Below are 15,557 nucleotides of genomic sequence, written 5' to 3' on the forward strand. Positions count from 1 at the left end.
GGAGGCGTTATGTTCACTGTTAATCATCAAACCAATCGAATCAGTCCGATAAAAACCAAGAAGTTTAGTGAGCTGGGCTTCTCTGAGCGCAAACATCTTCAGGAGTGGTTGGCCCATCAGCCGGATGCATTAGGGGAAGAACTCCTTATTATTCAAAAAGAGTTCGATGGCTTTGATGACACCCGTGAACGCCTTGACTTATTGGCTCTGGATAAAGATGGCAACCTAGTCATTATCGAGAATAAACTTGATGACTCCGGTCGTGATGTGGTTTGGCAGGCACTTAAGTACGCTTCTTACTGTGCCAGCCTGACTAAGGGGCAGATTGTTGATATTTATCAGCAGTATTTGGACCGGTATGAACCGCTGCAAGGTGAACGTGATTTATTAAACCAGCCACAAAACGCAGTGCAGCGTATCTGTGAATTCTTAGATGCGCCTGATTTGGATGAAATCAAACTTAATCTCGGTAACAGCCAGCGCCTGATGTTAGTGGCCGCCAATTTCCGTAAAGAAGTGACTAGTACCGCGTTATGGTTACTTGGACAAGGACTCAGCATCCAGTGCTTTAAAGTTACCCCTTATGCTCTAGACGATCAGCTTCTTATCAATATCGATCAGATTATTCCTACCCCAGAAGCTAAAGAGCTGATGATTGGCATTAATGCCAAAGAAGCGGAAGAAAAAAACACAGAAGTGGTTTTGAAAAATCGTCACTCGGTGAGGCGAGAGTATTGGGAACAGGCTTTAGAAGTGTTTCAAAAGAGCGATTGCAACCTGTATGACAATATCAGCACAACCAAAGATCATTGGCTATGCGCTGGTTCCGGTGTAACAGGTTGCCCGTTCAGCCTGATTTTTAATCAAAAGGAACTTCGTGTTGAGTTGTGGTTAAGTCGAAGCAACGGTGAAGAAAACAAATGGTTATTTGATCAATTGTTCGAACAAAAAGATCAGATTGATTCTGTATTTGGAGAACCTCTTGAGTGGCTTCGTCTAGATGACAAGAAACAATCTCGAATTCAGTTCTCCTGTAAAGTGGAAGGCTTTAACAAAGACATTTGGCATGATCATATTACCTGGCATCTTGAGTATATGATTAAACTGGAAAAGGCACTTAAAGCGTCACTTCTGCAAGCCTCTGAAAGATTAAAACACAAGGATGTGAAATGACGGTAAGTGTCGCAACTTGTTCAGCACAACAACTTTTTGAAGGCCAAAAAATACAGGCGAGTAATGGCAAGCAACTTACTGGAGCATTAGTCATCCCTGAATACCAGCGCCCTTATTGCTGGGAAAGTCAGCAAATTGATAGTTTGTTAGAAGATTTAAGAGAGCATTTTCATAAGCATAATGAGCTACCGTATTATTTGGGTAGCCTAATTCTTCACCACGATGAACAACAACTGAAAATCATCGATGGTCAACAGCGTATTACTACGTTAGCGCTATTCAGTTTTCTCTCTCAACAGTACCAACAACTTGATCTGCATTTTGAATCACCCCTTAGCCAACAACAAATTAAGACAAATCTTGATTGGTTAGCAGATCGCAAATCCAAGTGGGCGAAGCTTACCAATTTTGAGCGTATTCAGTTTTCATTGGTGGTCACTGAATCAGAGGATGATGCGTACCGCTTTTTTGAAACGCAAAACACTGGCGGTGTAAGACTTGGTGGCCCCGATATTATCAAAGCCCATCACTTAAGAGCTGTGCCTAAGGTTCATCAATCAAGATTCGCGCTCCAATGGGAAGGGTTGGGTAAATTAGACAACTCAGTCAAACCCCTTTTAAAAGGGCGTTATTGGCAACAGCTGAATATGAGAGAACTCGCACCACATCAGCAGACAAAAGTGGTGAGGGATCAAATTGTCTCCGAACTTGGTGAACAAACAACCGAAGGTGATGACATTGCTTATGGTCAAGTACTGCGGTTAACCGGGATTGGTGGTGACGTTGTCCAACAAGCCGCACAACAGGGGTATGAAGTCAGGCAGCCGCTTAATGCGGGTATCAACACTATTCGTTACCTGGCGTATTTCCAAAACCTATATCAGCAATACTGGGTTAACCCGACGTTGCCCCATCAAGAAGGTTACAACCGCTTTATTTGCTGGCTTAAAGGATTAGAAGGCTGTGGCTATTTACAAGGTCTCTATGAAGCGTGCCTGATGATGTACATCAGCCAGTTTGGAGAATACCAGTTAGAGTTGGCAGCGAAAAAATTATTCAGAGTTGTATACTCCCGCAGAGTGAGTAATCAGAAAGCGGTAAGAGAAAATTCAATTTCAAGTTTTGTGAAGGACTATCCCGTTTTGGACTGGATTGCTTTGAGCTATACGCCTAAGCAGTGCTTTGCCTTTTTTGATGCGTTTGATTTGGTCGTTGATCCTAGCAATTTAGAATCAGACACCAATAGTGTTAAGAAACGCTTTATTGCAGAAGTGACTAAGCATTTCCAACTGGGGCTGTCGCAAGAACAGTACGCGTCTTCATTTGCTAACTTATTAACCAGTAATATCGCTGAAATGACGGAGGCGGCATGAGTTCAAAGGTTGAAACAGAGCTGCTTTCATTACAAATTATAGCGACAAAAGATTTGGGCTTCGTTATTCCTTGCTATCAGCGTCCTTACGTCTGGCGTGAGGAAGAAGTGATTAAGTTATTTGATGACGTTCGCGATGCCTATTTAGCTAAAGAGCCCCATTACTTTATTGGCAGTGTCTTGAGTGCTTTAAATGGTGATAAAAGCGAATATGAGCTGATCGATGGGCAGCAAAGAACCACAACACTGATGTTGTTATCACTTGCCTTCAAGGCAGTAGGGATTGAGACTCAGCTGGCTAATGTGAGTATCAAAGGTGAAAATCCAAGGTTAACGTTCGAAATAAGAGAGTCAGTGCGTAACTTGCTTGGCAGCTACGCGGGACTGGACAAGATTACGAAACCCGGAGAAGAAGATATTCGTAAGGATGAGTATTTAGTACATCTGGAAGCTAACCTTACGATTCTGAGGCAGCAAGTCGATAAGTTGGCAGAGCAATCAGACTTCGATATCCATGATTTTGCTGACTACATTTTTCACCAAGTGCAGTGGGTAAACAATATTGTTCCAGCATCCATGGATCTTAATCGCTTGTTTTCAAGCTTAAATACAGGTGGCATACAGCTAGAACCCGTCGATTTGTTGAAGGCTAAACTGTTCAAACACATTACAACAGATAAGGCCGTTTACAGTGCTATTTGGCAAGCCTGCGAACATACCGACAACTATTTTGAGCGCAATCTCAGACAGATATTCAAAAGTGCCGACTGGCAAAAACTGGAATATAAAGATCTTGCCAACTATCAGGCAGAGTTATTTCCTCTAGTCAGTTCTAGTAATAGGGTTCAACGAGTTGGTAAGTCAATTGCTGAGATAGCATCAGGATCATTGGATTTCGATGTCGAACCTGAACAATCTGAAAATCAAAGCGATGATTTTGACGATGAGACCGTTTATTGTCGTTCAATTATCAGTTTTGAATTACTGTTGATTCATACGCTCAGAATTTTTTGCATCCAGAAATCATGGGATGATCTTGCTCCTCGTATCCGCGCTAGCAATCTGATGTTGTGTTTTGAACGGCTACTACAACAAGATGAACGAACCATTAAATCGTTTATAGAGTTGTTATGGCAGGTTCGTTATCAGTTCGATACCTGGGTTGTAAAATGGGTCGAGCATGATGACAGAGAAGATGCCCAGCTACGTTTAACTTCGATCAGTAAGAATAAAGCCTATATCAACCGTAAAGCCAAAGAACTTGGTTTACTGGCACAATTGCAAGCGGTACGTAACTTTACCGGTGATCGCTCAGCCCAGTATTGGTTGACAGCGTTTCTAAGTCGGTTGGTTGCGGAGCCGAAAGCGAAAGACGAAGACGTGGTTACGCTGCTGGAACGCATCGATAATCAAATGTCGCTTACCCGTGAAACGCAAAAAGAAGCAAGTTTTAAACTTGCATCAGGGATATCGCCACAAACAATTCGCTGGAAAGAACAAGCCTCATATTTTAAGAGCTCTTTGGGAACTCGATTCGAACATTATTGGTTTCAGAAGCTGGAATACTTACTCTGGAAAAACGGTGATAAAGCCAATGATGAAAAGTTAAAACGTTATCGGATCACTTCGAAAAACTCGGTTGAGCACGTTCACCCTCAAAATGAAGAGTACCATCACCAGCTTGAAAAGAGCTCATTAAATGCTTTTGGTAATTTAGTGCTTTTAAGCCCGGGAGAAAACTCTTCATACAGCAACCAAACGGTAGCAAAGAAAAAAGCGGATTTCGATTCTAAACCACGTTATGACGCGTTGAAGCTGAAAGATATTTTTGAAACATATATGCAATCAGATAACCAATGGTCTGCCAACGAAATAGAAAAACATCAACAGAACATGTTGGCATTGTTGGAAACACATTACACACAAGGAGTAACTGATGGTCAGTAATACTAACGAGCAGGCGTTAGAGGCTAGTATTGAAAAAGCACTCACTGGCCATTGTCTTGAAGATCAAAAGATAGGGATATCTGATGATCCTGTTGCGCCTTATGGTGTGCAACATTGCGGTTATCTATCTGGTTTCCCTTCTGATTTCAATATGCAGTACGCATTGGATGAGAGTTTCTTTTGGCAGTTTCTTGAAGACTCTCAGGAACAAGAACTGGCTAAATTGAAGAAGAACAATCCGGGTGATTGGCAACGTAAGATTTTAGAGCGTTACGACCGCCTGATAAAAAAACATGGAGTGTTGCATCTGCTTAAAAAGGGACTGAAGGTTGATGATGCCCATTTAAACCTCATGTATCCGGCACCGTTAGCGAGCAGCAGTGACAAGGTAAAACAAAATTTTGCAGCTAATATTTTCAGTTGTACACGTCAGCTTCGTTACTCATTAGCCAATCCACTGCAAGAAATAGATATGGTGCTGTTTATCAACGGTATTCCAATTGTCACTCTTGAGTTGAAAAATGCGTGGACTGGACAAACCGCACGCTACCATGGTCAAAAACAGTACCGTGAAGACAGAGATACCACTCAGCCACTTCTGACATTTGGTCGTTGTTTGGTTCATATGACAGCCGACACTGATGAAGTGTATATGACCACCAAATTAGCTGGGAAAAACACTTTCTTCCTGCCTTTTAATAAAGGTTATAACCATGGTAAAGGGAACCCGCCAAACCTTAATGGTCATCGAACGGCATATCTATGGGAAGAAGTCTTTACCAAAAGTAGCATCGCTAACATTATTCAACACTTTGTGCGTCTTGACGGCGGTAGCAAAACTCCATTGGCGAAACGTACCTTATTCTTCCCGCGTTACCATCAGCTTGATGTTGTACGTAAATTGATTGCTCATGCCTCCACTTATGGTGTTGGTCATACATACTTGATTCAACACTCCGCAGGGTCTGGTAAATCAAACTCTATCACCTGGGCTGCATATCAACTGATAGAAACTTATCCGGAAACTAATGAAGTTTCTGGCGGTAAGGGAATGGAACAACCATTGTTTGACTCTGTTATCGTTGTAACGGACCGTCGTTTACTTGATAAACAGTTGAGAGATAACATCAAAGAGTTCTCCGAGGTCAAAAACATTATTGCGCCAGCTCTTACCTCGTCGGAGCTTAAACGCGCATTAGAGGGTGGTAAAAAAATAATTATCACCACTATTCAAAAATTCCCTTTTATTATCGATGGGATTGAAGATCTCAGTGATAAACGTTTCGCGGTGATCATTGATGAAGCACATAGCTCCCAGTCTGGCTCTGCGCATGACAATATGAACCGGGCAATGGGTAAACAAGACGTTGAAGCGGAAGAAGACGCACAAGATAAAATTCTACAGGCGATGAAATCACGCAAAATGCGTGGTAATGCCTCGTATCTTGCTTTCACTGCAACACCTAAAAATACAACCTTGGAGAAATTTGGTCAGCAGCAACCGGATGGCACGTATAAGCCATTTCACCTTTATTCGATGAAGCAGGCGATTGAAGAAGATTTCATTCTAGATGTACTAGCCAACTATACGACTTACAGAAGCTATTACGAGATTGAAAAGTCGATAGCCGAAAACCCTGAGTTTGATACCAAGAAAGCTCAGAAGAAACTGAGGGCTTTTGTTGAGCGCAGTCAACAGACGATCGATACGAAAGCTGAAATCATGCTGGAGCACTTTATACCTTCAGTCGTTAACGCTAAGAAGTTAAAAGGCAAGGGTAAAGGTATGGTTGTTACTCAGAATATTGAGACTGCTATACGTTATTACCGAGCTATTCGCCGTATTCTTGAAGAGTCAGGTAACCCTTTCAAAGTTCTGATTGCTTTTTCTGGCTCAAAAACTGTTGATGGTATTGAATACACTGAAGCTGATATTAACGGCTTCGCAGAAACGGAAACGAAAGACAAATTTGATACGGATGAACATCGCTTATTAGTCGTGGCAAACAAATACCTTACAGGGTTTGATCAACCAAAGCTTTGCTCTATGTATGTAGACAAAAAACTTGCAGGTGTTCTGTGTGTTCAAACATTATCTCGACTCAACCGCAGTGCGCCTAAATGGGGTAAGAAAACGGAAGATTTGTTTGTCCTGGACTTCTTTAACGCAGTAGAAGATATACAAGCATCATTTGATCCTTTCTATACCGCCACATCTCTCTCTCAAGCGACTGATATCAATGTCCTGCATGAGTTGAAAGATGACCTAGATGATGTTGGTGTATATGAATGGTATGAAGTTGAAGATTTTGTCTCTCGCTATTTTAATAACGAAGATGCACAAACGTTAAGCCCCATCATTGATACCGCAGTAGCTCGATTCGATGATGAGCTTGGTCTAGAGCCAGAAGAACAGGTTGATTTCAAGATTAAAGCCAAACAGTTCGTAAAAATTTACGGTCAGATGGCGTCAATCATGCCATATGAAATTGTCGAATGGGAAAAACTATTTTGGTTCCTCAAGTTTCTGATTCCAAAACTGAAGGTAGATGACTCAGATGCAGATGCTTTCGATAAGCTTTTAGAGTCGGTTGATTTGAGTTCATATGGGTTGCAGAGAGTTAAGCTCAATCATTCTATTCATCTAAATCCTGACGAAACACCAGTTGACCCTCAAAACCCTAACCCTAGAAGTGCTCATGGGGGGGACTCTGAAACTGATGAGCTTGATGAAATCATCCGTACCTTTAACGAGCGCTGGTTCCAAGGGTGGAGCGCCACGCCAGAAGAACAACGTATCAAGTTTATCAAGATTGCTGAGAGTGTTCGTCAACACCCGGATTTTGAATCGAAATACAAAAATAATCCAGACCCGGTAAACCGAGAGTTGGTGTATAAAAAAATACTGAAGGAAGTCATGCTTCGCCGCCGGAAAGAAGACATGGAGTTTTACAAGCTATTTGCTTCTGATACAGCTTTCGAGACTGCGTTGACGCATAGTACGCAGCGTATGGTTGGTGGTTGATGAGAGCCTTATTGAAGATTTTTGTTTTAGTGGAAATGAGTTGTTATAGATGGAAAAAATAGAAGATTTTTTAATTGTCTTGAGGCAGCGCTCAGGCACATCTTGGATAGCTGACGAAATTGAAGATACTTTTTCTCAAGGTATATCAATGAAGGCTCAGGAAGCTGATACTGATAGTAGCTTCTTTAAATTAGTACCTTCCGATCAGTTACCTGCGCCGGAAAAGAGGAAACGTCAAAAATATGAAACTAGTAGACCTTTTACTCATGATGAGAAAGTTGGTGTCCTCCTAAAATCTATCGAAGTTGCTTTTTTAGATGTACCTAAAATACGGCATTCTGCACTGGGAAATCTATTGAAGTTTGATTCAACTATTGAATCAATAAAGTTTGTGCCATCAGATAATGATGAAGTATCTCAAGAGGTTCTTCATGAAATAAAGGCGATTAGCATAAATGGGGATTTGACTGAAAGTCAATTAGCGTACGATGGCTTTAAAGGAATGTTAGAGAATGGCGATGACGACACTGAAAGATCTTGAAAACGCGTATAACCAACATTTGAAAAACAGGGTTCCAGTAACATCTTCTGGTGCGGCAAATGATGCTTTTGAAGTGTATGCATTATCATTGGTGTTGGAAGCAGCTCGGCAAGAAGGAGCGTCGATATCATTTCAAACAGTTAATGGTACAAAATCTCCTAAGACATTATTTTTCAGATCATCTCCAGGACGAATCTATTCGAAGGCTAATGATTATGCACATGCGATGATCGATTTTGGCAACGACCTGATTTTTGAAGGTCATGTCGGTGTGTATGTTGAAGGACTTGCCGGCGTTGTCCATGAATGTGATGTTTTAGTTGTTGATGCTTCTGAAGGCGAATTTTGTCGACGAAATATGGTCCATCCAAAGAAAAACCATACGGTCTTAACTGCTGAATGTAAATTCTATTCCGGTAATTTGGGGATCTCACTAGGTCGAGAATTTTTGGGAACAACATTGGATTTAGGGAAGGAAGATCGGTTTTTCTTAAGTAACCGTGATGGGAAATCTCTTGATAGAGTGCTTGCTCATCATAAAAGACAACGTTTTCTTGGTTTGACTCCTTTAAATCCTGATTCAGAAGCACAAACAATATCACAGTTTAGAACGGCTTTTCGAAATCAAAAATCTCGTAGGCGTTAATGTCAATTTGATGTAGTGGTAAGGCGGAACATTCTCCTATAGTTGGTTCCGCTTTTTCGAAAGAGATACATCAAAACTTAACGGCTTTTTATTAAATATTTCAAAATCATGAGAATCTGTGGTTAGTAAATTGGAGCTACGTATTTGTCAGAATCAAGGTTACTCCAAGTCACTTCTTCATAATGTTCATGATTAAGAGATCTCAAAAAAGATTCTCGGCTCATGGGAGTACAGATTAAAAAATTTGAAATTTCTAGTCGCTCGTCAATAATCATCTCCTCAGCGGCTGCTTCGATATGCTTTCTATTGATCGAAGGAAGGTTTGCGCAAAAAGTATCAATGATTTTTTCTCTGTATTTCTTATAAACAAAAATGCTAAAAACGGCATTATTGTTACTGATTTTTCTGGAACGCGATAACTTCACGAGGGCTCCATGGTCGTTATAACCCAATGATTGAGCGAGCAAATTATATCGTTCTTTTGATTTGAACTTATCATACCCTGATTTTTCTGTTATCAGTGACGCAAACCGTATTGCTTTCGATCTAAAATTATCAAGATTAAAAGGAGCAATTTTAAAGGTTTCCTTGTGCATCGATTTATTCCTTATTATGCGTTGTGTTCAGCTTGGCTATGGATTAAGCTGAATGACAATGAGAGAACTAGTTATCTATTGTTTTAGCAATATTATTCCAAAAATCATCAGAGTTCCCTAACGAAAAATCTAATTCACCATTACGTGTTGCCAATAGAAGAGAAGCTACACGAATGTAATGCATATATGTTGTTCTGATATCACTGTGCCCGAGTTGTTTGCGTAATGCATCTTCAATAGCAGCATCATAATGTGCTGCATTGATCTGTTCTCGAGTTAAGTGTTTGATAATAAACATTGTGGCATACCAGTCCCTTGTGCTGTGAAATGACCAATGAAAGTGCTGGTCATTAAGTTTCTTTTTTGCTCGGTTAGTTGCGTCTGACACCATTTTTGGTGTTACGGGTTTACCAGCTTTATTCAAGAAAAATACAGCATCAACATTTTTATTAGGAAATTTATTTTTAAATAATTTTTTTCTTCGGTAATAAAGTGGTAAATAGATTTTACATATTACTTTCCAAGCAGACATATTTACTTGTAGCGTTCGTTGTTTATTCCCTTTTTCTATAGTAGTGAAAGGAAATGTTTTGGGCGTTTTTCCTTTGGGATCTTTGGGAACTAAATTTTTTATTTCAGGATATGTTCTAATATGATCATTTTCTCCGATTCCAATATAAGGGAAAGAGCATACTCCCTGTTCACGCATTCCAGTGGCTAGTGCTAAAAGAAACATAACTGGATAAACTGGATCACTATATGAGTTCACTAAAGCTTTGATATTTTCAAATTCCATGACTGTGTCAGACTTATTACTACTAGAATTTCTAAATTGTTTGATTCGTGTATTACGAATATCAATATTTGCATAATCTGGAACACTTCCTGATAGGATGCCTTTACTTGATAAAAGTTTGCTTTCATCTCGAAAGTTAAATTTCCAGTCAACACTTGTTGAGTTTATTAAAACTGGGAAATGGTTCCTTTCCGCCCAAGAATAGAAGTCAAAAACGATACATGCATCTAAATATACAGTATCATCCTTTGGCCTTTTCTTATTTTTATTATCTCTATTTTTTATTATATATCCTTGCCATTCACGAATATCGCTATCTGTAACTTCTCGCCAGAAGTTTTGGGTTATGTTAGCATTATTGCTTATTATAAAATCAAAGAAACGTTTTAATATATTTGAATATCGTTCACTAGTTTTCAAACTTTTGTATGTTCTTTCTTTTAAAAATACGTTTACAGCAGTCATCAATATTATCTTATCATTAATCTTTAAATTTAGAATATAATGAGAGTAATCAATTCGTTCATATAGGTATGTGATTAATTTTCGTTCAATAAGCATGCTATTTTACCGCCGAAATAGAAGGGCTAGGCTTTACAAGCGTTACAGATTTAAAACCATCATTCTGCTCTGGATAAGATATTAGTTTATATAACTTTTCTATAAACTCTTCGCTGAATTTATTGGTGTGATTTTTTCGACAATAGAAATTTGCCAATTGTAATTCTTGACCTTTACATGATATGGAATGGATAGGAATTTCGCTTATATTTAGTAAAAATTTTTTGAATTGCTTGGCAAGAGGAAAGTTACTTTCAATAAGAATAACATCACCTTTTGATAAGGTAATATTAAGACTTTCAAAGTTGCAACTAAGGAAAGGTTGAAAAAATATTACTGAATTAGGTTGTGAAGTGAAGCAGATATCAATGGCATCGTTTATGTTTTTTTCTTCTATTTCGAAGAAAATCTCCATTGAAGTTTTTAAATCCATTTCTGATGAAATATTACTATAATCTGGTTTGATATGAGCAATAATATTACACCCGGGAATGATTGTTTTAGACTTTCTTTTTAATTCTGATAATTGCGATCGTAGATCCGCTAGTTCTGATATTTGTTGTTTATTAATGGCTATTATTTCATCATTTTGATTTTGTAGCTTGATAGCATTTGCTTTGTCCTTTTGGGCTGTAAATGAAGCAAGATCTTGCTTCATCATATCGGAGTAAACCTTTAACTTAATATTCTCTTCATATTCTTCATTTTTCTGTTTAAGAGAAGAAATTTGATCTTCTAGAAATTTAATTTTTTCTTCTGATTCTGTTGTTGAATTAGGAATTATATCAACAGGTTTTTTACCTTTGTTCACAGATAAAAGATGACTGTAATCTCTAGAAATACTTTGCCTACTCACTCCTGATTCTCTTGCTACTTCCGAAATAGTTAACAGAGAGCGACCTGTCCGTTGTCTGATGCGTAAAATAGCGTTTTCTATTCTTTTTTTGGTGATACCTGCTGGTTTAGGTAGTAGATGTCGGAATTCTTTATATAAATAGGACCGAGAAACCTTAAGATACTCAGCTAGTCTTTTTACACTAAAAGAATCTGATGATATAAGGATATCAATTACATTTTTTACATCCTCTTCCTTTAAAGTCATAATAGAGCCTGTTTAAAATTCTGGTTATTTTTCTTATTTTCTAATCTCTTAAGAAGTTCTTCGTGTTCAAGAATTTCTTTTTGATAATAAGTCACTACTCCTTCATTACTTGATTCATCTAGATAGCTTAACTTTTGTTTGTAGTAGTTAATTTGAGAGTGAATATTAGAAATTGATTCATCATTAAAAATTAGGTAATCACACACTTTGTAGTTACAGAAATCAACGCATGGTCTTTTTGAATTGGTTTTCATCATACATGGTGGGATAGAATCTTCATTACCTGCGTTTATGCAGAAACCACCAATGGGGACTCTCGATACGAACAAAGGTATACCAGCTTTTAGTGATTCACGCACATAGGATTCAATATCGGTTACCAATATGCTACCTGGATAATTTTGCTCTTCCATACGTTTTTTTATTTTATCTGAGAGATCTCCCGCTGTATTATTATTATTGATAGCCTCGAATATTTCTTGTAGATCTTCTGTGTAGTTGTGTTCTAACAACTCGATTACACTCTCTACCATTAATTCGTTACGCATTATATATCGAAGCGTCATACCGTAACTTTTATGACCAAAGAGCTGACGAATAAGATCAATGTTTTTTTCACTTCTTGAAATCAGTAACCATGCGATAGTTTTTCGTAGTTGGTGAGGATGAGCATCTGTTACATCAGTTATATCAGCGACTATTTTCCTAATGTCTTTTGTAATCGTATCGATTTTTATTTTTTCAAAATTCTTTTTAGAAGGCATATCTGTTACTAAAAGATATTGACTATTTAATGTCTTTCGACTGATGGCAAATAATTCAATTAATACATCAATAGCATCTGCAACAATTTTTGGTACAGGGATACTATCTTCTTCACCTTCTTGTTCGGAATCTGCGGCTTGTTTAAAACGTATAATATCTAAGTATAAACAATCATTTTTTTGATATGCTTGATTAGCCTTAAGTGATGCAATCTCACGACGTCTTAAGCCAGTAAATAACCCTATAATGAATATACAACTTCGTTTTAGTTTAATAACTGCTGGCCGTATTTCATTGGTTGGTATTGTTGTTCTATCTTGCTTACCACTGGCGTAACCTAAAGAAGTAACCTCTTTGGTTACAGGTTTAAAATTGAAAAGTTTAACCCCATCATATATGTCTGGAATTTTCATGTTCTTGAGTACTTTAAAAATATGTTTTGTACGACCATCTTTTCTTATGGTTCCCCAAGAAGAACCATCGTCTCGTCGTCCTTTTTCTTTTACTAAATTGGAGCATTTAATAATTGTTGGAGATAAAGTTTGTATATACTTTAATGATTCATCGAAAACGGATTTTACAATGTCTGCATCCAATGGTTGCCATGGATCGCATTGTTCATCTTTGAGAGTTCTTAGTTCAGCACGTTTTTCTTTATCTAAAATATCATACTTATAGTATTCAAATCTGAATTCTTTTGGTAACCTTTTTTTGTGAGATAATTCACTCCATCTGTCAAAAAAATATATTGCACTATCCAGTTTTGTTATTGAACCTGGTATTCTTTTTTTAAATAGTGAAATACAATCTTCAATATACTCTTTACATTGACTTAAAGTAATATTAGAAAGCATTTTTCTAGATGTAAATCCAGAATCAAGGAGAAAATTTTTAGCGACATTAATAAAATATGAATGGCGATGATTTGTTGTCAACCAACTGGTTATGTTTAAATTGAATAATTTAGGGAATTCATAATAAGTTAGTATTTTTATTAAAATTACCAAATCGTTATAGTTAGATACATTATTATTTTCACTAAACTTTTCAAAGTTTAGTGATATATGTTCTGATTGTGAATATTGAATTCTCCAAACATTATATTTGAAATTTATTTCTTCTGATATTTGAATGTCTTTATCAATGTTGATCTCGCCAAAGTTTATTAGTTTCATTAGTTACTCTCTGAAATAATAGGTGGAAGTAGGTATCCATCAACAGCGTTTCTCAACTCAGCTTCTTGAATATCTTCTTGATAAGGCCATGATTCGATGACTTCTTTTGCTGCTTCATATTCTTCCCTATACATGCAATCAAACTGGTCACTTCGCATTGAGCGTCGTTTCTGATCTAAATAGAGGAATCTATCTACTACAAATGGAATGTTGTCACTGGTAACGGATGATTGTTGACACGTAAGACATTTGTTAAATTGTTTGCATGGTTTATTTGATCTGGGAATTTTTCCACCATCAGACAAGTGCCAGGTGGGGTAGTATGGGTTATTACAGATTGCCAATGGTGACTCGCCATTGTGGTTTGTATAGATATTTATTATCTTTTTTTTGATACATGTTCTTTGTTTTAATGGAACTAGTTTTCCTTTGAAAGAACCATCACGAATACTGTCGAATATACTATCTAATTCAATTGCTAGTTTGTCATTTCTTAGCTGTTGGAAGTGGGAGTTGTCTTTATAAACCTCGTCAGTAATTGCAGATGTTGAGTGCCCAAATAGCGCGACTTGAAGCAATAGCGGCAGCTTTTTTTCTTTTTCATTTAGATACAATCGAGTTGGCCTGAGTCGTCTTAGATCCAACTTATACCCAATACTTTTTTCAATGAACTTGCTACTTGAACTTCTATTAATACCTTTACGGCATGGGTAATGCGCTACAAATTTTAGACCAGCATTTACTACTAAACTTATGAATGCAGGGTGAACGTCAAGATCTGTAGTTGCTTTCTCGTATAAATGTCCTTTTCGTAATGTCGAAGTTCTTTTTACTAGTAATTTTATTAAATTATACGCACTGTATTTATCAGTTTTTGAACTAGGATGAATCATCAATCTCTGTTCGCGAAGTCTTGTTTTCTTATTTACAGAAGCTCCCTTTGCTTTTGTTGATTTAATAAATACCCAGTCATTTTCCATAGGAATTGGGTCATAAATATAATCATCTGGATCTATTCGTTCGGTGATATCGGGTGACCAACCAGTTTCGAAGCAAATCGCTATTTTAATAGCGATCAGTTCACGTAAATCCGGGTAGATATATGATATTAATTTTGTATATGTTAGTTCTGGGGCTTCTAATACAAATGAAGTGTACCCAGGAATGTTTTGCATGACCATTCTCTTTGCGAGGGTTTTAAATGTTGTTGTAAGATTTGTATATGTAAGGTCTTTGGGAATATAAAATTTTCCATTTTCTGCCAAATCTTCATTTGATGCATTATTAGGAAAATTTGGATGAATAGAATATATTGTAGCAATGGCATTTTTTAGGCTTTCATGCCAGTCAGTAAATCTAGGTAACTCAGGATCTGGGTTAGCTCGGTGCCAAAAGTCGATGCCGATTTTGTTGCTAACCACTCCTGATTTTCGGGCACTCTGAAAAATTTCATCTTTCTTATAAGCAACGTCAATTTCTTCTCTTAGAAATTCTTCCAATTTGACTATTTGTTCTGAGCTTAGTGGTTGAAAATGCGTTGGTCTCGGTTTTTCCGGAACAGGCCATTCGTCGGGTGATATAGTGAAAACAACTCCGTTGTGAAATTCTTCAGCAATAAGGCGTCTTACTGCAACAGAAATTTGATATCGGCGTTTTGTAGTTTTAACCTTAGATAGATACTGTATAAATTTTAGAAACTCAATATCATTAAATTCAGTTGTTAATAACCTATTTTTATTTTCTATTTTTAAATATTTAGTTAGTTCTCCAAGTGCACTTTTATCACTGACACTTATTTTTTCCTTATTCATTATTTTTGTAGATAAATGTCTAATAGATATTTTTTCATTTTCCATTT

At 37.5% G+C, this 15,557-nt stretch carries 11 protein-coding genes; 6 read left to right on the top strand and 5 right to left on the bottom strand.

Annotation, left to right across the window (positions count from 1 at the left end; all coding sequences use genetic code 11):
• The first annotated feature begins 9 nt into the window (after positions 1–9).
• The 6 genes from QTN94_RS00915 to QTN94_RS00940 are packed head-to-tail and all read left to right on the top strand — an operon-like array spanning position 10 to position 8,704.
• Positions 10–1,173, top strand: coding sequence for a DUF4268 domain-containing protein (locus QTN94_RS00915; protein WP_158105383.1), 1,164 nt, complete (start codon positions 10–12; stop codon positions 1,171–1,173).
• Positions 1,170–2,546, top strand: a complete 1,377-nt coding sequence (locus QTN94_RS00920) for a DUF262 domain-containing protein (RefSeq protein ID WP_331426571.1) — start codon at positions 1,170–1,172, stop codon at positions 2,544–2,546. The genes QTN94_RS00915 and QTN94_RS00920 overlap by 4 nt, the downstream gene beginning before the upstream one ends.
• A complete protein-coding gene (locus QTN94_RS00925) occupies positions 2,543–4,492 on the top strand; it encodes a DUF262 domain-containing protein (RefSeq protein ID WP_331426572.1) in 1,950 nt (649 codons plus the stop codon). Before QTN94_RS00920 ends, QTN94_RS00925 begins: the two co-directional genes overlap by 4 nt.
• Positions 4,482–7,517 (top strand): type I restriction endonuclease subunit R, encoded by a 3,036-nt coding sequence (locus QTN94_RS00930; RefSeq protein WP_331426573.1) that lies wholly within the window; start codon positions 4,482–4,484, stop codon positions 7,515–7,517. The genes QTN94_RS00925 and QTN94_RS00930 overlap by 11 nt, the downstream gene beginning before the upstream one ends.
• A 49-nt stretch (positions 7,518–7,566) precedes the next feature.
• Positions 7,567–8,058, top strand: a complete 492-nt coding sequence (locus QTN94_RS00935; protein WP_039447901.1) for a hypothetical protein — start codon at positions 7,567–7,569, stop codon at positions 8,056–8,058.
• The gene (locus tag QTN94_RS00940; protein ID WP_039447903.1) at positions 8,030–8,704 is read left to right on the top strand and encodes a hypothetical protein; all 675 of its coding nucleotides are present in this window, start codon (positions 8,030–8,032) and stop codon (positions 8,702–8,704) included. Before QTN94_RS00935 ends, QTN94_RS00940 begins: the two co-directional genes overlap by 29 nt.
• A 122-nt stretch (positions 8,705–8,826) precedes the next feature.
• On the opposite strand, the gene QTN94_RS00945 is transcribed toward QTN94_RS00940, so the two are convergent.
• The 5 genes from QTN94_RS00945 to QTN94_RS00965 form a co-directional block, all read right to left on the bottom strand.
• Positions 8,827–9,300, bottom strand: a complete 474-nt coding sequence (locus tag QTN94_RS00945; protein WP_158105378.1) for a hypothetical protein — start codon at positions 9,298–9,300, stop codon at positions 8,827–8,829.
• A 67-nt stretch (positions 9,301–9,367) separates the two neighbouring features.
• A complete protein-coding gene (locus tag QTN94_RS00950) occupies positions 9,368–10,561 on the bottom strand; it encodes a site-specific integrase (protein ID WP_331426574.1) in 1,194 nt (397 codons plus the stop codon).
• A 97-nt stretch (positions 10,562–10,658) separates the two neighbouring features.
• A complete protein-coding gene (locus tag QTN94_RS00955; RefSeq protein ID WP_331426575.1) occupies positions 10,659–11,759 on the bottom strand; it encodes an AraC family transcriptional regulator in 1,101 nt (366 codons plus the stop codon).
• Complete coding sequence (locus QTN94_RS00960) at positions 11,756–13,699, bottom strand: tyrosine-type recombinase/integrase (RefSeq protein ID WP_331426576.1); 1,944 nt, start codon at positions 13,697–13,699, stop codon at positions 11,756–11,758. The genes QTN94_RS00955 and QTN94_RS00960 overlap by 4 nt, the downstream gene beginning before the upstream one ends.
• Entirely contained in the window at positions 13,699–15,555 is a 1,857-nt protein-coding gene (locus QTN94_RS00965) for a hypothetical protein (RefSeq protein WP_331426577.1), read from the bottom strand. The genes QTN94_RS00960 and QTN94_RS00965 overlap by 1 nt, the downstream gene beginning before the upstream one ends.
• Positions 15,556–15,557: the final 2 nt, after the last annotated feature.

Source organism: Vibrio sp. M250220, assembly GCF_036533795.1.
Classification (GTDB): domain Bacteria; phylum Pseudomonadota; class Gammaproteobacteria; order Enterobacterales; family Vibrionaceae; genus Vibrio.

What these genes read in the sequence shown, in the direction of transcription:
- QTN94_RS00915 (WP_158105383.1), top strand. Translation starts at nt 10, where the DNA reads ATGTTCACTGTTAATCATCAAACCAATCGAATCAGTCCGATAAAAACC.
- QTN94_RS00920 (WP_331426571.1), top strand. Translation starts at nt 1,170, where the DNA reads ATGACGGTAAGTGTCGCAACTTGTTCAGCACAACAACTTTTTGAAGGC.
- QTN94_RS00925 (WP_331426572.1), top strand. Translation starts at nt 2,543, where the DNA reads ATGAGTTCAAAGGTTGAAACAGAGCTGCTTTCATTACAAATTATAGCG.
- QTN94_RS00930 (WP_331426573.1), top strand. Translation starts at nt 4,482, where the DNA reads ATGGTCAGTAATACTAACGAGCAGGCGTTAGAGGCTAGTATTGAAAAA.
- QTN94_RS00935 (WP_039447901.1), top strand. Translation starts at nt 7,567, where the DNA reads ATGGAAAAAATAGAAGATTTTTTAATTGTCTTGAGGCAGCGCTCAGGC.
- QTN94_RS00940 (WP_039447903.1), top strand. Translation starts at nt 8,030, where the DNA reads ATGGCGATGACGACACTGAAAGATCTTGAAAACGCGTATAACCAACAT.
- QTN94_RS00945 (WP_158105378.1), bottom strand. Translation starts at nt 9,300, where the DNA reads ATGCACAAGGAAACCTTTAAAATTGCTCCTTTTAATCTTGATAATTTT.
- QTN94_RS00950 (WP_331426574.1), bottom strand. Translation starts at nt 10,561, where the DNA reads ATGACTGCTGTAAACGTATTTTTAAAAGAAAGAACATACAAAAGTTTG.
- QTN94_RS00955 (WP_331426575.1), bottom strand. Translation starts at nt 11,759, where the DNA reads ATGACTTTAAAGGAAGAGGATGTAAAAAATGTAATTGATATCCTTATA.
- QTN94_RS00960 (WP_331426576.1), bottom strand. Translation starts at nt 13,699, where the DNA reads ATGAAACTAATAAACTTTGGCGAGATCAACATTGATAAAGACATTCAA.
- QTN94_RS00965 (WP_331426577.1), bottom strand. Translation starts at nt 15,555, where the DNA reads ATGGAAAATGAAAAAATATCTATTAGACATTTATCTACAAAAATAATG.